At 67.6% G+C, this 20,952-nt stretch carries 15 protein-coding genes and 1 riboswitch; of the genes, 8 read left to right on the top strand and 7 right to left on the bottom strand.

Annotated features, from left to right (window positions below; genetic code table 11):
- Positions 1 to 118: 118 nt before the first annotated feature.
- Positions 119 to 1,246: a bifunctional diaminohydroxyphosphoribosylaminopyrimidine deaminase/5-amino-6-(5-phosphoribosylamino)uracil reductase RibD gene (gene ribD / locus J2W23_RS01320; RefSeq protein ID WP_307647390.1), complete on the bottom strand. Its 1,128-nt coding sequence runs from the start codon at positions 1,244 to 1,246 to the stop codon at positions 119 to 121.
- 177 nt (positions 1,247 to 1,423) lie between these two features.
- On the opposite strand from ribD, the gene pilV reads away from it, so the two are divergent.
- The 6 genes from pilV to J2W23_RS01290 are packed head-to-tail and all read left to right on the top strand — an operon-like array spanning position 1,424 to position 8,454.
- A complete protein-coding gene (gene pilV, locus J2W23_RS01315) occupies positions 1,424 to 2,017 on the top strand; it encodes a type IV pilus modification protein PilV (protein ID WP_307647389.1) in 594 nt (197 codons plus the stop codon).
- Positions 1,998 to 2,978: a PilW family protein gene (locus J2W23_RS01310; protein WP_307647388.1), complete on the top strand. Its 981-nt coding sequence runs from the start codon at positions 1,998 to 2,000 to the stop codon at positions 2,976 to 2,978. Before pilV ends, J2W23_RS01310 begins: the two co-directional genes overlap by 20 nt.
- Positions 2,975 to 3,628, top strand: coding sequence for a pilus assembly PilX family protein (locus tag J2W23_RS01305; protein WP_307647387.1), 654 nt, complete (start codon positions 2,975 to 2,977; stop codon positions 3,626 to 3,628). The genes J2W23_RS01310 and J2W23_RS01305 overlap by 4 nt, the downstream gene beginning before the upstream one ends.
- A gap of 13 nt (positions 3,629 to 3,641) precedes the next feature.
- The gene (locus tag J2W23_RS01300; protein ID WP_307647386.1) at positions 3,642 to 7,475 is read left to right on the top strand and encodes a pilus assembly protein; all 3,834 of its coding nucleotides are present in this window, start codon (positions 3,642 to 3,644) and stop codon (positions 7,473 to 7,475) included.
- On the top strand, positions 7,472 to 7,882 hold the full coding sequence (locus J2W23_RS01295) for a type IV pilin protein (RefSeq protein ID WP_176658001.1): 411 nt from the start codon (positions 7,472 to 7,474) through the stop codon (positions 7,880 to 7,882). Before J2W23_RS01300 ends, J2W23_RS01295 begins: the two co-directional genes overlap by 4 nt.
- The gene (locus J2W23_RS01290) at positions 7,879 to 8,454 is read left to right on the top strand and encodes a GspH/FimT family pseudopilin (RefSeq protein WP_307647385.1); all 576 of its coding nucleotides are present in this window, start codon (positions 7,879 to 7,881) and stop codon (positions 8,452 to 8,454) included. Before J2W23_RS01295 ends, J2W23_RS01290 begins: the two co-directional genes overlap by 4 nt.
- A gap of 18 nt (positions 8,455 to 8,472) precedes the next feature.
- On the opposite strand, the gene nrdR is transcribed toward J2W23_RS01290, so the two are convergent.
- The 3 genes from nrdR to J2W23_RS01275 form a co-directional block, all read right to left on the bottom strand.
- Positions 8,473 to 8,916, bottom strand: a complete 444-nt coding sequence (gene nrdR, locus J2W23_RS01285; RefSeq protein ID WP_013541926.1) for a transcriptional regulator NrdR — start codon at positions 8,914 to 8,916, stop codon at positions 8,473 to 8,475.
- Between the two features lie 18 nt (positions 8,917 to 8,934).
- Positions 8,935 to 10,179 (bottom strand): serine hydroxymethyltransferase, encoded by a 1,245-nt coding sequence (glyA, locus tag J2W23_RS01280; protein ID WP_176657999.1) that lies wholly within the window; start codon positions 10,177 to 10,179, stop codon positions 8,935 to 8,937.
- 41 nt (positions 10,180 to 10,220) lie between these two features.
- A riboswitch (ZMP/ZTP riboswitch) is annotated at positions 10,221 to 10,346 on the bottom strand.
- A 30-nt stretch (positions 10,347 to 10,376) separates the two neighbouring features.
- On the bottom strand, positions 10,377 to 11,228 hold the full coding sequence (locus J2W23_RS01275) for a lytic transglycosylase domain-containing protein (protein ID WP_176657998.1): 852 nt from the start codon (positions 11,226 to 11,228) through the stop codon (positions 10,377 to 10,379).
- 601 nt (positions 11,229 to 11,829) lie between these two features.
- Between J2W23_RS01275 and J2W23_RS01270 the strand changes: the two genes are divergently transcribed.
- Entirely contained in the window at positions 11,830 to 15,648 is a 3,819-nt protein-coding gene (locus J2W23_RS01270; protein WP_307647384.1) for a DUF748 domain-containing protein, read from the top strand.
- A gap of 190 nt (positions 15,649 to 15,838) precedes the next feature.
- Complete coding sequence (locus tag J2W23_RS01265; RefSeq protein ID WP_307647383.1) at positions 15,839 to 18,709, top strand: DUF349 domain-containing protein; 2,871 nt, start codon at positions 15,839 to 15,841, stop codon at positions 18,707 to 18,709.
- Between the two features lie 101 nt (positions 18,710 to 18,810).
- Here J2W23_RS01265 and J2W23_RS01260 read toward each other — a convergent pair whose 3' ends face one another.
- The 3 genes from J2W23_RS01260 to J2W23_RS01250 are packed head-to-tail and all read right to left on the bottom strand — an operon-like array spanning position 18,811 to position 20,936.
- Complete coding sequence (locus J2W23_RS01260; RefSeq protein ID WP_307647382.1) at positions 18,811 to 19,602, bottom strand: M90 family metallopeptidase; 792 nt, start codon at positions 19,600 to 19,602, stop codon at positions 18,811 to 18,813.
- A 25-nt stretch (positions 19,603 to 19,627) separates the two neighbouring features.
- Positions 19,628 to 20,404, bottom strand: coding sequence for a UDP-2,3-diacylglucosamine diphosphatase (locus tag J2W23_RS01255; protein WP_307647381.1), 777 nt, complete (start codon positions 20,402 to 20,404; stop codon positions 19,628 to 19,630).
- A gap of 19 nt (positions 20,405 to 20,423) precedes the next feature.
- Complete coding sequence (locus J2W23_RS01250; RefSeq protein ID WP_176657993.1) at positions 20,424 to 20,936, bottom strand: peptidylprolyl isomerase; 513 nt, start codon at positions 20,934 to 20,936, stop codon at positions 20,424 to 20,426.
- Positions 20,937 to 20,952 lie beyond the last annotated feature (16 nt).

The following is a 20,952-nucleotide window of genomic DNA, read 5'->3' as shown; positions in this document are numbered from 1 at the left end:
GACATCCAAGCCCCCCCGGCTTTTCATGGCGCTTTGCGCCATGCAATTCGCTACCCCCCGAGGCGCAGGTGCGGCCCGCCTTGGGGTGGCCCGGCGGCGGCCGCCGCTATCCATCTCTCTAGAAGACGTCTTTTTCGCGGACCCGGGCGAGGATTCGGATATCGGGGCCGAGCATGTCCACGGACCTGAATTCGAGGGGAAGGGCGCCCGTCAACGCAGTCAGAGGGCCGTCTGTGTGAATGTGGCTGGCGATGTCGAGCCCCTGGCCGATCAGCTTTGGGGCGAGGTAAACGAGCAGTTCATCGACGCAGCCCTCCCGGATCAGCGAGCCGTTGAGCTTGTGTCCCGACTCGACATGCAGCTCGTTGACGCCGCGCACTGCCAAATCTTTCAGCATCGCGCCCAGATCGACCTTGCCATCGGCATTCGCCAGGCAGGTGACGGTGGCGCCACGGGCTTCGAGCGCGGCGGCCTTGGCTTCGTTCCGCACCGCCGCATAGATCCAAACGGGCCGGCCTGCTATGAATATGTGAGCGTCGGGCGGCGTTTGAAGACGGCTGTCGACCACCACGAGATGCGGCTGGCGCGGCGTCTCGACCAGCCGTACATCGAGGCGCGGGTTGTCCTCGAGCACGGTGCCGACGCCGGTCAGCACGGCGCTCGCGCGGGCGCGCCAGGCGTGGCCGTCCATACGCGCGGGCTCGGAGGTGATCCATTGGCTCACGCCGTTCTCCAGCCCCGTCTTGCCGTCCAGCGAGGCCGCCACCTTGAGCCGCACCCACGGCGTCTTGCGCACCATGCGGCTGAAGAACCCGATGTTGAGCTCGCGCGATTCGGCGGCGCCGGGGCCGACCTCGACCTCGACACCCGCCGCGCGCAGCCGCTCGAAGCCCTGGCCCGCGACCAGCGGGTTCGGATCGGCCAACGATGCCACGACCCGCCCGATGCCCGCCGCAATCAGCGCATCGCAGCAAGGCCCGGTGCGGCCGTGATGCGAACAGGGCTCCAGCGTGACATAGGCCGTCGCGCCTTCGACCGAGTGACCTTGGGCTGCCGCATCGCGCAGCGCCATCACCTCGGCATGGGGCCCGCCGGCCTTCTGCGTGTGCCCCTGGCCCAGCACGCGCCCATCGGCGTCGCACAGCACGCAGCCCACGCGCGGGTTCGGATCGGTCAGCAGCAAGGCGTCGGAAGCCAGGCGCAAGGCTGTCGCGATGTGCTGCGCGTCTTGTTCGTGTGAAGGCATGGGAAGGAAAGAGGCGGGACGGGAAAAATTTAACACCGGTGCCGTTCGATCATACGAGCGGCATACCCATGCGGATGAACGGTGCGCGCCCTGCCGCAAGCCGCCCCTACGCTCGAAGTTCGATGGCGGGAACAAAGAAGCAACACAAGTTGCAGCAGATCAGGGAGGACATCGAACATGGCTTCAACGAAGCATCGGGCCGCGGGCTTTTCGCTCGTGGAGGTATTGGTATCCATCGTCGTATTGAGCATGGGACTGCTCGGCGCGATCGGCATGCTGCTGGCGTCGGTGCGCACCAGCAACGAGTCGGCCACTTTCACGGCAGCGCTCAGTCTGGCGCGCGACCTGTCGGAGAAGGTGCGAATGAACAAGGGCATCGCCACGCGCAACGACGCCGGCAATGCCTACCTTGTCGAGGACTGGCGCGAGGGCGGCGCATCGGAGGCCGCTGCCACCGGTGCGGCCTGCGTGGGCGGCGGCGCGGTTTGCAGCACGGCGGACCTTGCGGCATGGGACATGAACGAGTGGCAGCGCCGCATCGCCAAGGCGCTGCCCGATGCGCGCGTCAGCGTGTGCTTCGACGAGGCGCCGTGGAACGCGGCAGCGCAGGCGTACACGTGGACATGCAGCAAAACGGGCCGCACCGTGGTCGTGAAGCTTGGCTGGACGCCGCGCGCCGGCCTCGGTGCGAAGGCGGATTCATCGTCGGCGCCGCGGCTGGTGATGCAACTGGTCGCAGGGCAGGTGCGCGATGGCCAGGCGGGTTCCTGAGTTCGCCGGCCGCGTGCTCGAACGCGGTGTGACGCTGGTCGAGCTGTTGGTTGCCATGGTCGTTGCAATGGTCGTCGTGCTCGCGGCCACGGTCGCCTTTGTCGCCAGCCAGCGCTTGTTCACGGCCGATGCCGACGCACAGGCGGTGGAGGAGTCGCTGAGGTTCGCGGGTTTCGTCGTCAGGAGCGTCGCGCGGCAGGCGGGCTATTCCGACTACACGCCCGACGCCGGGGGCCCCCAGGGTTCCGAAGGCACGGCAGGCAGCACGGGCGCCACGGCATCGTCGGACGACCCCGCCGACCTCGACATCGTGGGCGCGAGCGACACCCGCGTCAGCGGCGTTGGCGATAGCCACGGCGCGCACGGCACGCGCGGCATCAACGCCAGCGATTCGCTGCGGGTCCGCTTTTTCGGCCGCAGCCGTGCCGATGGCGACGGCACCGAACCCGACGGCACCATGATCGACTGCATGGGTTTCGCCCAGCCCGGTCCGGCGGCGGACACGCCTGTCTCCGCAGACCGCGCCTGGAGTTTTTTCTATGTCGCCGAAGCCGCGGACAGGGAGCCCGAGCTCTACTGCAAGTACCGCAGCGGCAAGGGCGGGGCGTTCAGTGCGCAACCCCTGGCGCGCGGCATCGAAGTGTTCAAGGTTGTCTACGGCCACGACGCCGACGGCAACGGCGTTCCCGAGCAGTGGCTGGACGCCGCGCAGCTCGAGGCCATGGCGGCCTCCAGAGACAAGGTCGGCGACGAATGGCGCAAGGTGGTGGGCCTGCGCATCGGCATGGTGGCGCGCAGCGCGCTTAGCCGGGGCGGGCGCCAGGAGGCGGAGGAGGTGCTCTATCCGTTGGGTACCGATTTCTCCGAGCTGAGCTTCAGGCCCGCGGCCGATGGCCGGCTGCGGCGTGTGGCGACCTTCACGGTCATGCTGCGCAATGCAATGAAGGCGCCGGCATCGTGAGTCCGCGCCGTCTTTCGCCGTTGCAGCGGGGCTTCTCGCTGATCGTCGTGCTGCTGCTTCTCGTCGTGGTGACCGTGCTGGGCCTCGGAGCGGCGCAGGTCTCGCTGGTCAACGAGCGCAGCGCCCGCAACGACCGCGATGCCGAGGTGGCATTCCAGGCGGCCGAGGCTGCCCTTGTCGATGCCGAAACAGACGTGCTCGGGCCCAACGAGAACCCACGGCAGCGCCTCTGCCTTTTCAATCGCCAGGATGCGACGGCCTTCGTCGCAGGGTGTGGTGGCGACGGCGAGCAGCAGGGGTTGTGCGCACCAGCCGGGCCGGGCGTCGATCCGGCGTGGATGACCGTCGATCTTTCGGCTGGGAGCGGCAAGTCGGTCGCCTACGGCACCTTCACGGGCCAGACCTACTTCAGCGGCGACGCCGCCACCGACAGCAGCGCCGGCGCGTCGCCGGCCCGTGCGCCGCGCTACATCGTGGAAGCGGTTCGCAGCCGCGGCTGGCACGCCAACACGTTGCAGAGCGCGAGTGCCCAGGACGCCAGCTACATCTTTCGCGTCACGGCCATCGGCTACGGCATGCGTGAAGAGACACAGGTCGTTCTGCAGACCACCTTGTACAAACCGGCGGCCAGCCTTGGCTGCCCTTCCTGAGGACGGGACCTTCATGCGCTCTCTTCGAATTTGCGCGATGGCGGCCTTTGCCGCCACGTGCTTCCATGTCGCGACGGCGGCCAACGCAGCAGACGCGGAGCTTCCGGGCGAGCCGATGTTTTCGCTGGCTTCGCGCGCCGACCCGGGGCTGGTGATCGATCTTTCGCTGAAGCGCGCGAATGCCGGTGCCGCGTACCGCGACAACTTCGACGCGAAGAAAATCTACGGCGGCTACTGGGACGCGATGGGCTGCTACAGCTATGCGCCGGGTGACGGTTACTTCAAGCGCTCGTCCACCGCAGCAAGGCTGAGCGGCGGAGAGATAGCCTGCACCAACCAGTGGAGCGGCAACCTGCTGAACTGGGCAGTGTCGTCTTCCCTAGACGGAGTGCGCCTCGCATTGACGGGCGGCGACCGCGTGATCGACGAACCCGGCCGCACGGTGCTGCAGCGCGCGGTGTTGCCGGAGGACTTTCATCGCAGCACCCACTTCCCCGACAAGGCGATCATCGGCAACCTGAACAGGCTGACGCCACTCGTCACGGGCGCGCGCGGCGGAATGCGCGCGACGGACTCGCTGCACTTCAGCAGTTGCCTCGATCGGTTTGTCGTCGGGCCTGCCGCTGCCGGCACTTGCGCGGCGCCGGGCGGCACGTCTTACATCGCGCGCGTCGAGGTGTGCGCGGCGGCCGAGGCGGCGATTCGTCCCGGGCTCTGTGCCAGGTACCCGGCTGGCAATTCCAAGCCCGTGGGGGCCATCCAGCGCCATGCCGGGCGGATGAAGTTCTCCGTTTTCGGCTACTTGCCGGACGACGATCCCGCACGCTACGGCGGTGTCCTGCGCGCACCGATGAAGCACGTCGGACCCAGGAAGATCGACACCGCTTTCGACATGGTCGACAACCCGCAGGCAGAGTGGCATGCGACAACGGGCGTCTTCAAGGCCGACACTGCAGAGGGCCCTGGTGTCGTCAACGCCATCAACCGCTTCGGGCGCAACGGCGTCCGACATGGCGCGTACAGCGTGTTCGATCCTGCAGGGGAGCTTTACTACGAGTCGCTGCGCTACCTGCAGGGCAAGGCGCCGACGCCGCAGGCGGTAGCCGGTAGCGACAGCCCCCGAGGCCATCGCGACCCCATCGCCGTCAGCTGCCAGAGAAACGATGTCCTGGTGATCGGCGATGCCGACACCCACTACGACCGCTCGTTGCCCGGCATGTCGAGGGGAAACTCCATCGGCGATTTCGATCGCAGCTTCAACATCGCTGACCATGAGCCCGACACGGCCCACTGGACAGGCCTGGTCGGCGCCTTCGAAAACAGGGAGGCGCTGGCCTATGCGCACCCGTCGGGCAAGGCGGGTCTCACCACCCGTGGCAACGAGGGGCCGCGGGCGTTCAACTACAAGGGCGGCGTGTCGTTGACCTCGGCCGACATCGCGAGCGCTGAAACCGGCGCCGACAAGGGATCGTTCGGGATGGCAGGCCTTGCTTACTGGGCCCGCACGCAGAAGATACGCAGCGACCATCCCGGCTTGCGCGTGCAGACCTTCGCCATCGACATGGGGCAGGGCGGTACGAGCGCCATCGGGCAGCGGCAACGCGGCAGCGTCTTCTACCTGGCCGCGAAGTACGGCGGTTTTGCCGACAGCAACGACGACGGCAATCCGTTCCTTGCGTCGGGCGGCGGTTCCGAATGGGCCGAAGGCCTCGACGGCGACGGCCAGCCCAAGCCCGCCAACTACTTCCTGGCCGGCGAACCGGCACAGATGACCGAGGCCGTCCGCCGGATCTTCCTGCGCGCCGTGGCGCCGACCGGCGGCACCACGGCGGGAAGCGCCATGTCGTCGAACACGATCACGCAGGGCGGCGCGCGCCTCTACGTGCCGCAGTTCAACGGGCGACGCTGGTCGGGCACGTTGCTGTCGCATCCCCTCCAGCTCGATGCGGCGACCGGCGCGGTCCAGCCTGCCGACAAGCCCGACTGGGACGCCGGCGAGCTGTTGACCGGCAACCCGAACGCCGTGCCGCCCCTGGCCGCGCGCGATGTCGCGAGCAGGCGCATCTTCACGCTCTCGACGGCGGATGCCGGCACGCCATTTCAATGGGAAGCGCTCGACAACGGGCTGCGCGGCTGGCTGAACGCAACGCCCTATGCCGTGCCGGAAACCTCCGATGGCCTGGGCGCGGAGCGGCTGGCTTATCTGCGTGGGGATCGCCGGAGGGAACTGTCCGCCCCGCAGGGCATTTTTCGCGTGCGCGATTCGGTCATGGGCGACGTGACCAATTCGAACCCGTTGCATGTGGGGGCACCCGGCCTCGCGATCCAGGAGCCGGGCCACGAAAGATTCCTGGCCGCCCATCGCGACCGGCCGCCCGTCGTGTACGTCGGTGCCAACGACGGCATGCTGCATGCCTTCGACGCCCGCACCGGGAACGAGCTCTTCGCCTATGTGCCGCGCATCATGTTCGCCCGGCTGGCCGCCTACACCTCGCCGGACTATGTGCACCGCAGCTACGTCGACGGAACACCCGTCGTCGGCGACGCCCGCATGGCCGGCGGCGAGTGGAAGACCGTGCTGGTTTCCGGCAACGGCGGCGGAGCCACCGGCGTCTTCGCGCTCGACGTGACGGATCCCGCGGCGTTCTCGGCGGACAAGGTGCTCTGGGAATTCAGCGGCGCATATGACGACGACATGGGCCATGTGACCCAGGCGCCGCGCATCATGAAGTTCCGAACCGCGGCGGCCACCAGAACCCGGGCGGCGACCTATGGCTGGTTTGCCGTCGTTCCCTCGGGCTTCAACAACGCCAATCCCGACAAGCAGGCCGCGCTGTTCCTGCTGTCGCTGGACAAGGCCGCAGGCGAAGCCTGGAAGCAAAACACCAACTACTACAAGATCGTCCTCCCGATCCCCAAGGACAAGACCCTCGTGAATGTCTTGAGCACCCCGGGCGATTACGCGGGCGCGGACGACGCCACGCGCTTTCTCTACGCAGGCGACACGCAGGGCAATCTGTGGAAGTTCGATTTCTCGGGCAATGCCCCGTGGGGCGCCAGGGCACTGGCGCTGAACGGCAAGCCCTTGATGGTCGCCACGGCCGGCAGCGGCGCGGATGCGAAGCGGCAGCCGATCACCGTTGCGCCCGAGGTCGGCGTGGGGCCGGCGGGCGGCGCGATCGTGCTCTTCGGAACCGGAAAGTTCGTGAGCCCCGAAGACCTGGGGCGTTCGAGCCGCGGCGTGCAGACGGTGTATGGCGTGTACGACAACGGCGTGGCCATTCCCGCCGGCGAAGCGCGCGCGCAGTTGCAGCAGCGCAAGGCCGGCGCTGTCGATGGACAGGCATTTCCCCCGGTCACCGGCGATGCCTTCGTGTATGGCGCGTTCGACGGCAAGACGAATGCCCGGCGCGGCTGGTACTTCGACCTGCCGGCGGGGCTCGAGCGGGGCGAGCGGCTGGTCTTCAAGCCGATGCTCGGCGATGGCCAGTTGTTCTTCAACACGTTGATTCCCGATTCCAGCGCATGCAGCGCCGACGGCGGCGGCCGCACCTGCGCGGTGAATGCGATGACGGGGCTCTCGCAGGGCGGCACCTGCATGCCATCGAGCGCCGGCATGCTGGGTGCGCCTCATCTGGTGCAACTGGGCACGGCCGGCTTCGGTGCGTCCGATGCATTCGGGCGCCGCCCGGAAACGAAGCGCCTCGCCATCGTCAGCACGGGCGCGCGCAGCGGCCGGGGCGCAGGCCTCTCGACCGCGCAGCCCGTCGGAGACGGCAACGCGGGCCAGACCGGCAGACGGCTGAACTGGCGACAGATCTCCGACTTCCGGAGGGCAAAGCAATGAGGGCCCCGGTGCTTCGCGGCTTCACGCTGATCGAGATGCTGATCGTGCTGGCCATCGCCGCGATCCTGGCCGCCATCTCCTATCCGTCCTACATGGATTTCGTGCGCAAGAGCTGGCGCAGCGAGGGGCGTTCCGCGCTCATGCAGCAGATGCAGGAGCAGGAGCGGCTCTATACCCGGGTGGGGCGATACCGGCCCTACGAGGGCGAGTCGGGGGATGGGGGCGTGGGCGGCAAGTACATCGTCAAGAGCGCCAATTGCGAAGGGCGGGGGAGCATCGCTGGCTGCATCCGGCTGACGGCCACGCTGAAGGCGGGGTTCTTCGACCCTCACGTCGGCAATCTCTGGGTGGACAGCACGGGTGGCAGAGGATGCGACGGGACGCTGCCCGGCAGGTGCTGGCAATGAAGCGCGGCAACACGACGTCGCTCAGCGGCTTCACGCTGATCGAATTGATGGCGATCGTTGCCATCGTCGCGGTGCTGGCGGCTATCGGCGTGCCGAGCTTTCGCGACATGCTGCTCAACCAGCGTCTGGCGACGGCTGCGCAAGGATTCAATTCGGCGCTGGGCTTTGCGCGCATGGAGGCCATCCAGCGCGCGCAGGGCGTGGAGGTGGCTGCACTCGCGGGCGGAGACTGGTCCGAAGGCTGGGAGGTTCGCACCGGTTCCGACGCGTCATCCCGAACGCAGGGGCCAGCGCAAACGCTGCGGCGCTTCGACCCCTTGCCGCAGGGTGTGAGCATCGACACGACGCTCGGCGGCGGCTTTGCACAAGGCTTGCGCTACGACGGTAACGGGTTCTCGCGCCAGACCGCCAGGGCCGGCTTCAGCGCGGGCTGCCTGACGTTCAAGGCCGAGACCGGGCGCAGGGCCTCGGTCATCGTCTCGGCGTCGGGCCGGGCGAAGGTCTGCAATCCGGATGTGAGCGGCGATTGCGGCTCGGGTGCATGCGCCAGGGGAGAAGGCAGCGGGGCGTGAAAACAGAGGCCGGCGGATTCAAATGTCCCGCAGCAACTGCCGGAACTCGTCCACGTCCTCGAAGCTGCGATACACCGAGGCAAAGCGCACGTAGGCGACCTTGTCCAGGCGCTTGAGCTCGCGCATCACGAGTTCGCCGACCTTGGTCGAATCGATTTCGCGCAGGCCGCTTGCCAAAAGCTTCTGCTCGATGCGCAGGAGGGCGGTGTCGATCTGCTCGATGCTCACCGGACGCTTGCGCAGGGCCAGCATCATCGAGGCGCGCACCTTGGAGGAGTCGAAGTCGGCGCGGCTGCCGTCTTTCTTCACGACCACGGGGAAGTTGACGTCGGGGCGCTCGTAGGTGGTGAAGCGCTTGTCGCAGGCGCTGCACTGGCGGCGCCTGCGGACGAAGTCGGCGTCTTCCGAAACGCGGGTCTCCACGACCTGCGTTTCAAGATGACCGCAAAAAGGGCATTTCATGCGGTCGGACCGTGCAGATCAGCGATAGACGGGAAAGCGGCTCGTCAGCGCGTGCACCTTGGCGCGCACCGCGTCGATGTTCGCCGCGTCGCGCGGGTTCTCGAGCACGTCGGCGACCAGGTTCGCAGTGATGCGGGCCTCTTCGTCCTTGAAGCCGCGGGTGGTCATGGCCGGGGTGCCGATGCGCACGCCGCTGGTGACCATCGGCTTTTCGGGGTCATTCGGGATCGCGTTCTTGTTGATCGTCATGTGGGCGCTGCCCAGCACGGCTTCGGCTTCCTTGCCGGTGATCCCCTTGGCGCGCAGGTCGACCAGCATGACGTGGCTCTCGGTGCGGCCGCTCACGATGCGCAGGCCCCGCTCGGTGAGAGTGTCCGCCACGATCCTGGCGTTCTTGACCACCTGTTGCTGGTAGGCTTTGAACTCGGGCGTCATCGCTTCCTTGAACGCGACGGCCTTGGCGGCGATCACGTGCATCAGCGGGCCGCCTTGCAGGCCCGGGAAGATCGCGCTGTTGATCGCCTTCTCGTGCTGCGACTTCATCAGGATGATGCCGCCGCGCGGGCCGCGCAGGCTCTTGTGGGTGGTGGAAGTGACGATGTCGGCGTGCGGCACCGGGTTGGGGTACACGCCCGCGGCCACGAGGCCGGCGTAGTGGGCGATGTCGACCATGAAGATCGCGCCCACGTCCTTGGCCACCTTGGCAAAGCGCTCGAAGTCGATGTGCAGCGAGTAGGCCGAGGCGCCCGCGATGATCAGCTTGGGCATGTGCTCGTGCGCCTTGCGTTCCATCGCGTCGTAGTCGATGGCTTCGTTGGCGTCCAGGCCGTAGCTCACCACGTTGAACCACTTGCCGCTCATGTTGAGAGGCATGCCGTGGGTCAGGTGGCCGCCTTCGGCCAGGCTCATGCCCATGATGGTGTCGCCGGGCTTCAGGAAGGCGAGCATCACGGCTTCGTTGGCCGAGGCGCCGCAATGCGGCTGCACGTTGGCGGCATCGGCACCGAAGATCTGCTTGACGCGGTCGATGGCCAACTGCTCTGCCACGTCGACGTGCTCGCAGCCGCCGTAGTAGCGCTTGCCCGGATAGCCTTCGGCGTACTTGTTGGTGAGCTGCGAGCCCTGGGCGGCCATGACGGCCGGCGAGGCGTAGTTCTCGCTGGCGATCAGCTCGATGTGGTGTTCCTGGCGCGCGTTTTCGGCTTGAATGGCGGCCCAGATCTCGGGGTCGGTCTGTTCGACCAGGATATTGCGTTGGTACATGGCAGTCCTTTGAAGACGAGGTCCTTGTTCTTCAACCAAACAAGGGCTGCCCAGGCGAACGGCTGAACGCCTGTTGTGGTCAGGCGGCACGCTTCCCAGTGGTATTCCACGTCAGCGCGTGGCACCTTGTTCAGATGCTGCGCCTATCGCCAGTCGCGTACGGGGCCGAGTGTAGCTCACACCCGGCCAGGCCAGCTTCAGGAAACGGCGGAAAGCAGGGCGACCTTTGCGGGTTCCGAGCCTTCCTCGGCCTTGATCGGCGCCGGTGCCGGCGTCACGATGGGAATCGGCTGCGCACGCACGGTCGTGCGGGGCGGCTGCACCGACGGCGCACGGCCATTGGCGACCTGCAACAGGCGCTCATGCTCGGCCATCACCTTGTTGGCGTAGCCGCCGTCGTCTTCCAGGTTGGCCGCGCCGACGTAGTAGCGCAGGCCCCCTTCGAGCGAGCCGGCGCGGGAGATGCATTCCTGCAGCACCTTCACGCCCACGCGCATGTTCGTCACCGGATCGAAGGCGGTGAGCGTGCCGCCCGCGCTTTCGTACTTGTCGCCATGCACGCGGGTCATGACCTGCATCAGGCCCTGGGCGCCGACATGGCTCTGGGCAAAGGGATTGAAACTGGATTCCACGGCCATGATGGCCAGGATCAGCGTTGGGTCGAGCTTGGTGCGCTTGCCGATGTTGTAGGCCTCGGCCACGAGCACGCTCAGCGGCTCGGCCGCCACGCTGTACTTCTTGCTCAGCCAGTACGCCACGGCGGCCTGCTGCTTGGGCAGGTCGCCGGGGCTCGCGGCCGTTGTGCGCTCGATGGCGGTCGGCTCCAGGTCGGTGACTTCAGGCGCGGGCTTGCGCGACTGCAGCCAGCCCATGAGCTGTTCCTCGCCGGTCTGGCGCAGATCGGGCCGTGCCACGAGGGCGAGGGCCGCAAACACGATGGCCAGGCCGACCAACGCGAACCCGTTGTGGGTGATTTCAAAAAAGCCGTCTGCCACATCGGACACAAAGGTCCGCAGCCCGCGGGCTGTGGCATCAAACGCCTTGTTCATCGCTCTTCCTTTCTGTGCGGCACCTGCTCGCAGCGCCCGGAGAGGCGATGGATGAAGGCAGCGGCGCTTGGATTGGTACGAATCAGGCTCCGCGCATGGAGGGTGTAGGGTAAGGAGCGCGGTGACCTGATCAAGCCGGGGGGAGTTCTCGGCAGCGGATTCAGGGTGGCCCCGCTGCGTCAGGCAGTCGGGGCAGGGCGGATTCTAGCGTCGCTAAATACCCGGTCAAGCATAAGAAAATCGTTTCATATGCTAATAGATGTTTAAAAATCCGGCCCCCACAGAGGCATTTCGCCTAAGGGAAATCCCTTGGAAGATTGGATTTGCAATGCGAGGGTGCGGCACCTAATCTGAACGGGCCTGGGTTTTCAGGCGTTTTTCCGAAGTCAGGCAGTCCGAGGTGCAAGTCAAGGGCTCGAATGACGGAGGATCCACGGCGGCAATCTTTTGCTGCCAGCACGGCAGGAACCATTGACTTCCGGTCGCGCGAATCGATGGCTTGGGTGTTAGGCCCGCCATCAAGCCCGGCAACGAGACATTCCGTCGCGCTGCCGGGCTTTCTTGTTTCTGCATCGACGCTTGTTTGCGGCACACTCCCGCGATGGATTTAGCTTCGCTCAAACAAAACAAATGGGTGCGACGTGGGATCGTCGCATTGCTGGTTCTGTTGGCCCTCTGGGTCATCGCATGGTTGGCGGTACCGCCGATTGCCAAGAGCCAGCTTCAAAAGATCGCGAGCGAGAAACTGGGCCGGCAGGTCACCGTGGGCAAGATCGATTTCAAGCCCTGGACTCTCGAACTTGCGCTGCACGACCTGCGCATCGCCACCGCCGACGGCAAGCAGCCGCAGCTGGCCATCAAGCGCATCTACGCCGATGCCGAACTGCAATCGCTCTTTCGCCTGGCGCCCGTGATCGATGCGGTCTCGGTCGAGTCGCCGGCCATCCTGCTCACGCACAAGGCCGACGGCAAGTACGACATCGACGACATCCTGGCCAAGCTGGCCTCGGGTCCACCGCCCGACCCCAAGGCGGAGCCGGCGCGTTTCGCGATCTACAACATCTCTATCAGGGACGGCGCGGTCGACTTCGACGACCAGACGGTCAAGCGCAAGCACGAGTTGCGCAACTTCGTGCTCAACGTGCCCTTCCTCAGCAACCTGGCTTCGCAGCGCGAGGTCAAGACCGAACCCAAGCTGGCCTTCGTGCTCAACGGCAGCAACTTCGATTCGGCCGCCTTCACCACGCCCTTCGCGGAAAGCCGCAAGACCGACGCCCACGTGCAGTTCAAGGGCCTCGACCTCGTGCCTTACCTGGGCTACATCCCCGGCGGCCTGCCGGTGAAGCTGCAGGCCGGCAGCCTCGATGCCGACCTGAAGATCGATTTCCAGCAGGCCGCGACCACCGGCCTGAAGATCTACGGCACGGTCGAGGCGCACGGCGCGAAGCTGAGCGACGCCAAGGGCCGTGACCTGCTGGGCTTCGATTCGCTCAAGCTTGCGCTGGCGGACGTTCGCCCGCTCGAATCGGTGTTCCATTTGAGCGAAGTGGCGCTGGCCAATCCGCAGCTCGTGGTGGCGCGCGATGCCTCGGGCCAGCTCAACCTGATGGCCACCGACCCGGCCACCGGCGCTGCGGAAAAAGTGGCGCCGCTCCCCGCCGCCGCAGCCAGCGCGCCAGCCGGCAAGACGGCGGAAAAGCCCAAGCTGAGGGTGCAGGTCGACAAGGTGGCGCTGAGTGGTGGGCGCATCGGCTGGCGCGACGAGACCGTCAAGCCCTCGGCCGCGGTCGACGTGACCGACCTGGGGCTCGACGTCACTGCCATCACCTGGCCGATGGAGAAACCGGCCCAGTTCAACGGCAGCACCGCCATTGCCGGCGCCTCGCTCAAGTTCAAGGGCAGCGCCACCGACAAGGTGGCGGACGTGCAGACCGAGGTCGACGCGCTCCCGCTCTCGCTGGCCGCACCCTATCTGGCGCAGAGCCTGGAGCCCACGCTCGACGGCAAGCTCAGCGGGCAGATCGACATCGCCTGGAACCAACCCAATCTCAAGTTCAAGGCGCGCCGGCTGGCCGCCGACGGGCTCGCGCTGACCCAGACCAAGACCGCGCTGGCGAGCGTCGGCCGCTTCGAGCTGGTCGATGCCGAGGTCGACATGACGCAGCACACGCTGAACATCGCCTCGTTCACCGCCACCAATCCCAAGATACGCGTGGAACGCGACAACGAGAAGCGCTGGATGTTCGAGCGCTGGCTGCGCACCCCGGCCGGTAGCGGCGGCGCGACCGAAGCGAAGGTCGCGGCGCCCAAGCCGGCTGGCGCCGGATCGGCCAAGGCCGACGCCAACACCAAGCCCTGGGCATTGACCATCGCCTCCATGGCAGTCGACAACGGCAGCCTCTCTTATTCAGACAAGGCCGGCGCGCTGCCGGTGACGGTCGAGGTCACGGCCTTCAAGCTGAACGCACAGAAGATCGCGCCGGAGACCAACACCGTGTCGCCGTTGCAGGTCTCGGGCCGCATCGGTTCCGGGCGCTCCGAACCGGGCAAGTTCGACTACAAGGGCAACGTGGTGCTCAAGCCGCTGGCGGCCGAGGGCCGGCTGGAGGTGATCTCGTTCCCCGCGCATGCCTTCAAGGCCTACTACGCGGACGCGCTCAACGTCGACATCCGCCGCGCTTTCGCGAGCTACCGCGGCACGGTCCACTACGCGACCACGCCAGCCGGCATGACCGTCAAGCTGGCCGGCGACACCGCGCTGGACGACTTCCGCGCGAACAGCGTCTCGCTGACCCAGTCGCCCGGTTTCGACCGCAACACCAACCAGCTCCTGAGCTGGAAGACGCTGAGCCTGCGTGGCCTGCAGGTCAGTCTGGCCCCCAACGCGCCGCCGAACGTGAACGTGCGCGAGACCACGCTGACCGACTTCTTCGCCCGTGTGATCGTCGATCCGACCGGCCGGCTCAACCTGCTCAACCTGACGAAGAAGGGCGAGGCCGAGGGGGCAGCCGCTGCTGCGGCAACCGCCGAAGCCAAGACCCAGAAGAGCCCGGGCGGCACCACCACCACGACCCGCGGGGCGCCGCCGGCGCAGCGCTCGGGCGGTGCACCGGTTCCGGCCGAAGCCATGGTGGGCGGCAGCCCCGAGCAGCCCGCGAAGGCGCAGGCGCCTGTCGCCACGGCGCAGGCGGCCGCAGACACCGGCCCCACGCCGGTCATCAACTTCGGACCGATGAGCCTGGTCAACGGCAAGATCGATTTCACCGACCTCTTCGTCAAGCCGAACTACTCGGCCGACCTGAGCGAGCTGACCGGCAAGCTCAGTTCCTTCTCGTCGAACCCGCCCAAGGGCGAGACCGGCCGGCCTGCGCTCGCCGACCTGGAACTGCGCGGCAAGGCGCAGCAGACCGCCGCGCTGGAAATCACCGGCAAGCTCAATCCGCTGGCCAAGCCGCTCGAGCTCGACGTCACGGCCAAGATGCGCGACCTCGACTTGGCGCCGCTGTCGCCGTACTCGGTGCGCTACGCCGGCCACGGCATCGAGCGCGGCAAGATGAGCATGGACGTGAACTACAAGGTCGCGCCCGACGGCCAGCTCACGGCCACCAACAAGCTGGTGCTCAACCAGCTGCAGTTCGGCGAGGAGGTCGCCGGCGCACCCAACAGCCTGCCGGTGAAACTGGCCGTGGCCTTGCTGGCCGACCGCAACGGCGTGATCGACGTCGACCTGCCGCTCAGCGGGTCGCTCAACGATCCGCAGTTCAGCGTCGGTCCGCTGATCTGGAAGGCCGTGGTCAACCTGATCGTCAAGGCCGTGACGGCGCCGTTCAGCCTGCTCACCGGCGGTCTTGGCGGCGGCGGCAGCGGCGAATCGAGCACCATCACCTTCGAGCCGGGAAGTTCGGTGCTCAGCGCCGTGGCCAAGGAAAGCCTGGACAAGGTCGCCAAGGCGCTGACCGAGCGGCCGACGCTGGAGATGACGGTCATCGGCACCTCGAGCCTCGAGAAGGAGCGCGACGCCTACCAGCGCCAGCGCGTGCGCCAGCTGACCCAGGCCGAGAAGCGCCGTGTCGCGGTGCGCGGCGGCCAGACCGGCACCGATGTGTCGCCGGTCACCGACGCCGAATACCCCGAGCTGCTGACGGCCGTCTACAAGCGCGCCGACATCACCAAGCCGCGCAACCTCGTCGGCCTCGCCAAGGACCTGCCCGTCAAGGAAATGGAAAACCTGCTGTTCGCCAGCGTGCCGGTCGACGAGGAGTCGATGCGGCAACTGGCCGTGGAGCGCGGTGCCGCGGTGCGCGACTACCTGCTGGCACAGAAGCTCACGAGCGAGCGCCTGTTCCTGGGCGCGGTGCGCACCACGGCCAGCGGTGCCGACTGGAAGCCAGGCGCCGAGCTCAAACTGACCATGAAGTAAGAACGGCCACTTGGCTTTTTGCATCGGCTTGCTATATATGTAGTTCCCGCCAATCTCCCAGCCCCGCAGCCAGCGTTGGCCGCCGTTCCGCCACGGAATTCGGCGGTCCATCGCAAGTGGGTGAAAATGTCGATGTGCGCCGGCCTTTGCCGGCGCCTTCGCTTTCTCTACCAAGACAACGATTTCGCCAGTGACCTCTACTTCTTCCAAGCCACACGACCTTCAAGCCCTCGATACGCTCACCGGCGGCGCCTTCACCGCGCCGACTTCGGGCGAGCGCGCCGCGCGCATCCGCGACTGGCTCGCGGGCAACCCGGCATCCGAGCAAATGCAGGAAGTCTTCAAGGAGCTGAGTGGTCGCGACAAGGGCGCGGCACGCCTGCTGCGCGAGAAGCTCGACGAGCTCAAGCGCGCCAAGGGCCAGGAAGCGATTGCCGCCGAATGGGCGCAGAAGGCCGAACTGCTGCTGGGCCAGTCCAAGCTCAACATCGCCGATGCACTCGCCTGGCAGCGCGACGCAGCCAAGGCTGGCGCACCGCTCTCGCGCGAACCGCTCGCCGGCCTGAAGGCCAGGCTGGCCGAACGCGTGAAGGGCATCGAAGACCTGCAGCACCGCGCCCAGGTGCATCGCGAAGCCGCCGTGCTGCTTGCACAGCGTTTTGAAGTGCTCTCCACCAAGGGCTGGCAGGACGCCCAGGCTGCCGAAGAGTCGCTGCGCAACGACGTGACGCACTGGCAGCAGCAGGCTGCCGACATCACCTCCGACATCAACTGGAACAGCCTCGACGCCAAGTTCGCGCCGCAGCTGGAGGCATCGAAGTCGCAACTGCTGGTCGTGTCCGATGCGTTCCACAGCGCGCTGGCGCAGGCCATCGCCGCTGCAGCCGATGCCGCCGCACCGCTGCCGCCGGTGCCCGTGTGGGCCGACGAGCTGCGCAGCGCGCGTGGCGAGGTGATCGCTCCCAAGGCCGCTGCGCCCGCACGGCCTGCGGCGCCGAAGGTCGATCCGGCCGTTCGCGCCGCCGCGCAGGACGCCGTGCAGGCCGCGCTCGCCAAGCTCGAACAGGAAACCGCCGAAGGCCACGGCAAGGCCAGCGCCGGCGCGGCCGCCGCGCTGCGTGCGGTGCTCAAGGAGCACGGCAAGCTGGTCGAGTCGCCGCTCGAAGCCCGTGTGCACGCCGCGCTGGTTGCAGCCGGTGAGCTCGAAGGCTGGCAGCGCTGGAGCGCCGACAAGGTCCGCGAAGACCTCGTCGCCAAGGCCGAAGGCCTGCTCAAGCGCCCCGAAGGCCAGGCCCTCGGCGGCCGCAAGATGCAGGAAACACTGCGCGCGCTGCGCGACCAGTGGAAGCAGGCCGACCAGGGTGGCGTGCCGAACCATGCACTGTGGAAGCGCTTCGACGAAGCCTGCAACGAAGCCCACAAGGTGGTCGAAGCCTGGCTCGAGAAGGTTCGCGCCGATGCGGCCGAGCACCGCGCGCATCGCGTGGCGCTGATCGAAGAGGTCAAGGCCTGGGCCGCCGAGCATGCCGGCGCCACCGACCTGAAGGCGCACAACCGCGCGCTGCACCAGTTCGCCGACCGCTGGCGCGATGCCGGCCACGTGGGCGAGAAGGTGTTCGCCGAGCTGCAGCCGCAGTGGAACGAAGCCTTCGGTGCCGCGCGCGCGCCGTTCGAGACGGCCCAGAAGGCCAGCGTCGAACGCCGCCAGGCCATGATCGCCGAGGCCACCGAGCTCGGCGCCCAGCCGATGCTGCGCATCGACGCCGTCAAGGCGCTGCAGCAGCGCTGGCAGCACGAGGCGCAAAGCGTGCCGCTCGACCGCCGCCACGAACAGAAACTGTGGGACGCGTTCCGCGCCCCCATCGACGAAGCCTTCAACCGCAAGACCGCCGAGCGCGAAAAGGCATCGGCCGCCATGAGCGAGCACGACCGCCATGTGCTCGAGGCCTCCAAGGCGCTGGACGCAGCCAATGCCGGCGGCGACGTGCAGAAGATCCGCGCGGCCATCGCCCGCCTCGAGGGTGCGCTGCGCGGCGAAGCGCCGCCGCCCGCACCCAAGGCCGAACAGGCCGTGGCGAGCACCGACGGTCCGTCGGTCGGCGCAACCGAAGTCGTGGCGCCCGGACAGGCCGCCGCTGAATTCGCCGAAAGCGCAGAGCAGGCGCCGAGCCCGAGCGATGCGGAAGCCTCGCCAGCCGCGCCGACCGAAGCAGCGCAGGCTGCCGCACCCGACCTCGTGGCCCCGGCCGATGGCGCCGATGCCTCTGCACGCGCCGACGGTGCAGCGCACGAAGCCGGTGAGGCCGCCGCTGTCGAAAGCCCGGCACCGGCCGCTGCGCCCAAGCCAGCGCCCAAGCCGGTCGTGGCCATGCGTGGTGGTGACGATCGTCCCAGCAGCAGGAAGACGGACGCGGCGCCCGCAGGCCGCGCTGGCGGCAAGTTCGGCGACCGTCGCGACGGCGGCCGGCCAGGTCCGGGTCGTCCCGGCGACCGTGGCGGTCCTCGCCCCGATGGACGCGGCGACCGTGGTGGCGATCGCGGCGCACCGGCCGGTCGTTTCGGCGACCGTCCTCCGCGCTTCGAAGACCGCGGCCCGCGTCTGGGCGATGCCGCTTTCCGCGCCCAGCGCGAAGCGCTCGAACGCGCGGACATGGCGCTGCGCAAGCTCGCGGCGCAAGCCCACGGCGAGGCGCTGACGCAAGTGCTCGGCGCCTGGGAGCAGCGCGATGCGGCGCGCCTTCCGAGCGTCCAGGAACTGGGGCGCGCGGTCACGCCGGCTGTGCGCACGAACTGGTCGCAAGCCATCGGCAGCGCACCGACGGCTGCTGCCAGCGATGCCGCGGAAGCGCTGCTGCGCCTGGAAATGGCCGCCGAAGTGCCGACGCCCGCCGAGCAGCTCGACGCGCGCCGTGCGCTGCAACTCAAGCTGCTGACGAAGCGCGGCGACCCGGCGCCGGCCCAGACCTGGGGCCAGGATGCCGGCAAGGTGCTGGCTGCGGCGCACGATGCGGCGAGCGCACGTCGTCTGCAGAACGCGTTGAAGGCGCTGCTGCGCAAGTAAATACGCAAGCAAGGCCGCACGGGCCGCACGGCCATGAAAAAGACGCCCCACGGGGCGTCTTTTTTTGGGGAGGTGCCGAAATCAGCGGACCCTGTCGCCGCTCAGTCTTGCCTGCCCAGGAAAAACTCATCAAAGAGAACGGTCACCGCGGCGAAATCCCGGGCGAAGTTCGGACGATTCACGAAGTAGGCCTCGCAGGCCACCGCGAAGAACTCGCTGATCGATGTCGCGCCGTAATCGTCCAGCCACGGCGGCTCGGCACCGAAGCGCTCGGCCATGATGGTCTTCTCACGGAAATCGTCGTAGGCCGGTTGCAGCACGGCCAGCCACGCGGCGCGCGATTCGCGGGCACTGCGCTTGCCCGCGAAGCCGGACGGCAAGGGCGGGCAGCCATCGGCGTCGCCGCCGCGCATGTCGATCTTGTGGGCGAACTCGTGGATCACGACGTTGTAGCCGCCTTCGCTGGTGACGCTGCTCGCGAGCACGTCCTGCCAGCTGAGCATGACCGGGCCGCGGTCCATGGCTTCGCCGGCGACCACCTCGTCGTACTCGTGCACGACCAGCGCCTCGTCGACGACCTTGCGCCGCGCCACGACCTCGGACGGATGCACCACGATGCCGACGAAATCGTCGTACCAGTCGAGATGGCCCTTCAGGTGCAGCACGGGCAGCACGGCCTGCGCGGCGATGGCCAGTGCCACCTCGTCGGTGATGACAAAGCCTTGGGTGCCGTGGAATTCCTTGTCGCGAAGGAATTCGGCCGCCAGCGCGCGCAGCCGCTGCACATCGGTAGCGGGGCGGTCGGCCAGGAAGGCATAGCGCGCCAGCGTGGCCTGCCAGGCGGCATCGGGAATCGGGGGCAGGGCGCGCAGACGACGCAGCCACTTGAACATCGGCAGTTCCGCGGTTCGGGCGCGACTAGCGCAGGTCGACGCGTTGCGCGCCGGCGGCGGAGAGGCACAGCAACTGCGCGCGCGGCGGATGGGCTGCCGCGTCCCAGTCGCTCAGCACGATGCGGCGCAGGCCGTTGCCCAGATCGTGCTCGGCGGGGCGGTGCGTGTGGCCGTGCACCATCGTTCTTGCCTGGGCCTGCTGCAGCCATTGGCGGGCGGCACCGGTGTCCACGTCCGCCCAGATCGTCGACGGATTGCGCTTGCGGTCTTCGCTCTGCGTGCGCATCGCGCGCGCAAGGGCGCGCCGTTCCTCGAGCGGGTGGGCTAGAAACGCGGACTGCCATTCGGGCGTGCGAACCATCGCGCGGAACTTGAGGTATTCGGTGTCTTCGAGGCAGAGGATGTCGCCGTGGCTCAGAAGCCAGCGCTGGCCGTGCAGCACCAGCACGGTGGGATCGTCGAGCAGTGTGAGGTCGCATTGCGCCGCGAGCGCGGGGCCGACCAGGAAGTCGCGGTTGCCGTGCATGAAGAACACCGGCAGCCGCTCGGCGGTGCGGCGCAGCAGTTCGGCGCATTGCGCCTCGAAGCCGGGCTCGGCTGCGGCGTCGTCGCCCACCCACACCTCGAACAGGTCGCCGAGGATGACGAGCGCATCGGCCGGCGTGGTTTCCAGGTAGCCCTTCCAGGCATTGAAGGTGGCGGGCTCGCCGGCCTGCAGGTGCAGGTCGGAGATCAGGTCGACGGTGCGCCACGCGGGCGGCGCCACCAGCTCGGTGAAAGCCGGGTTCGCCACGTTGGTCATGCCGCGCCGTACCTGTGGGTCATTCCGAGATGACGACAGCCTTTTCGATCACCACGTCTTCGAGCGGCACGTCGTCGTGGAAGCCCTTGCGGCCCGTCTTCACGGCCTTGATCTTGTCGACCACGTCGGTGCCGTTGATGACCTTGCCGAACACCGCGTAGCCCCAGCCCTGGGCCGAGGGGGCCGTGTGGTTCAGGAAGCCGTTGTCGGCCACGTTGATGAAGAACTGCGCGGTGGCCGAGTGCGGCGCGCTGGTGCGGGCCATGGCGACGGTGTAGTTGGCGTTCTTCAGGCCGTTGTTGGCTTCGTTCTCGATTTCGGCGCCGGTGGGCTTTTGCTTCATGCCGGGCTCGAAGCCGCCGCCTTGCACCATGAAGCCCGGGATCACGCGGTGGAACACCGTGTTGTCGTAGTGGCCCTTCTTCACGTAGGCGATGAAGTTCTCGGCCGACTTGGGGGCCTTCTCGGCGTCGAGTTCGAGCGTGATCACGCCGTAGTTCTTGATGTGCAGTTCGACTTGGGGGTTGCTCATGAGGGACTCCTTCTTC

It is taken from the genome of Variovorax boronicumulans (assembly GCF_030812215.1).
Classification (GTDB): Bacteria; Pseudomonadota; Gammaproteobacteria; order Burkholderiales; family Burkholderiaceae_C; genus Variovorax; species Variovorax boronicumulans_C.
The sequence above is the reverse complement of the archived record's forward strand: the minus strand, read 5'-3'. Positions and strand labels throughout refer to the sequence as shown.

What these genes read in the sequence shown, in the direction of transcription:
- ribD (WP_307647390.1), bottom strand. Translation starts at nt 1,246, where the DNA reads ATGCCTTCACACGAACAAGACGCGCAGCACATCGCGACAGCCTTGCGC.
- pilV (WP_307647389.1), top strand. Translation starts at nt 1,424, where the DNA reads ATGGCTTCAACGAAGCATCGGGCCGCGGGCTTTTCGCTCGTGGAGGTA.
- J2W23_RS01310 (WP_307647388.1), top strand. Translation starts at nt 1,998, where the DNA reads ATGGCCAGGCGGGTTCCTGAGTTCGCCGGCCGCGTGCTCGAACGCGGT.
- J2W23_RS01300 (WP_307647386.1), top strand. Translation starts at nt 3,642, where the DNA reads ATGCGCTCTCTTCGAATTTGCGCGATGGCGGCCTTTGCCGCCACGTGC.
- J2W23_RS01295 (WP_176658001.1), top strand. Translation starts at nt 7,472, where the DNA reads ATGAGGGCCCCGGTGCTTCGCGGCTTCACGCTGATCGAGATGCTGATC.
- J2W23_RS01290 (WP_307647385.1), top strand. Translation starts at nt 7,879, where the DNA reads ATGAAGCGCGGCAACACGACGTCGCTCAGCGGCTTCACGCTGATCGAA.
- nrdR (WP_013541926.1), bottom strand. Translation starts at nt 8,916, where the DNA reads ATGAAATGCCCTTTTTGCGGTCATCTTGAAACGCAGGTCGTGGAGACC.
- glyA (WP_176657999.1), bottom strand. Translation starts at nt 10,179, where the DNA reads ATGTACCAACGCAATATCCTGGTCGAACAGACCGACCCCGAGATCTGG.
- J2W23_RS01275 (WP_176657998.1), bottom strand. Translation starts at nt 11,228, where the DNA reads ATGAACAAGGCGTTTGATGCCACAGCCCGCGGGCTGCGGACCTTTGTG.
- J2W23_RS01270 (WP_307647384.1), top strand. Translation starts at nt 11,830, where the DNA reads ATGGATTTAGCTTCGCTCAAACAAAACAAATGGGTGCGACGTGGGATC.
- J2W23_RS01260 (WP_307647382.1), bottom strand. Translation starts at nt 19,602, where the DNA reads ATGTTCAAGTGGCTGCGTCGTCTGCGCGCCCTGCCCCCGATTCCCGAT.
- J2W23_RS01255 (WP_307647381.1), bottom strand. Translation starts at nt 20,404, where the DNA reads ATGACCAACGTGGCGAACCCGGCTTTCACCGAGCTGGTGGCGCCGCCC.
- J2W23_RS01250 (WP_176657993.1), bottom strand. Translation starts at nt 20,936, where the DNA reads ATGAGCAACCCCCAAGTCGAACTGCACATCAAGAACTACGGCGTGATC.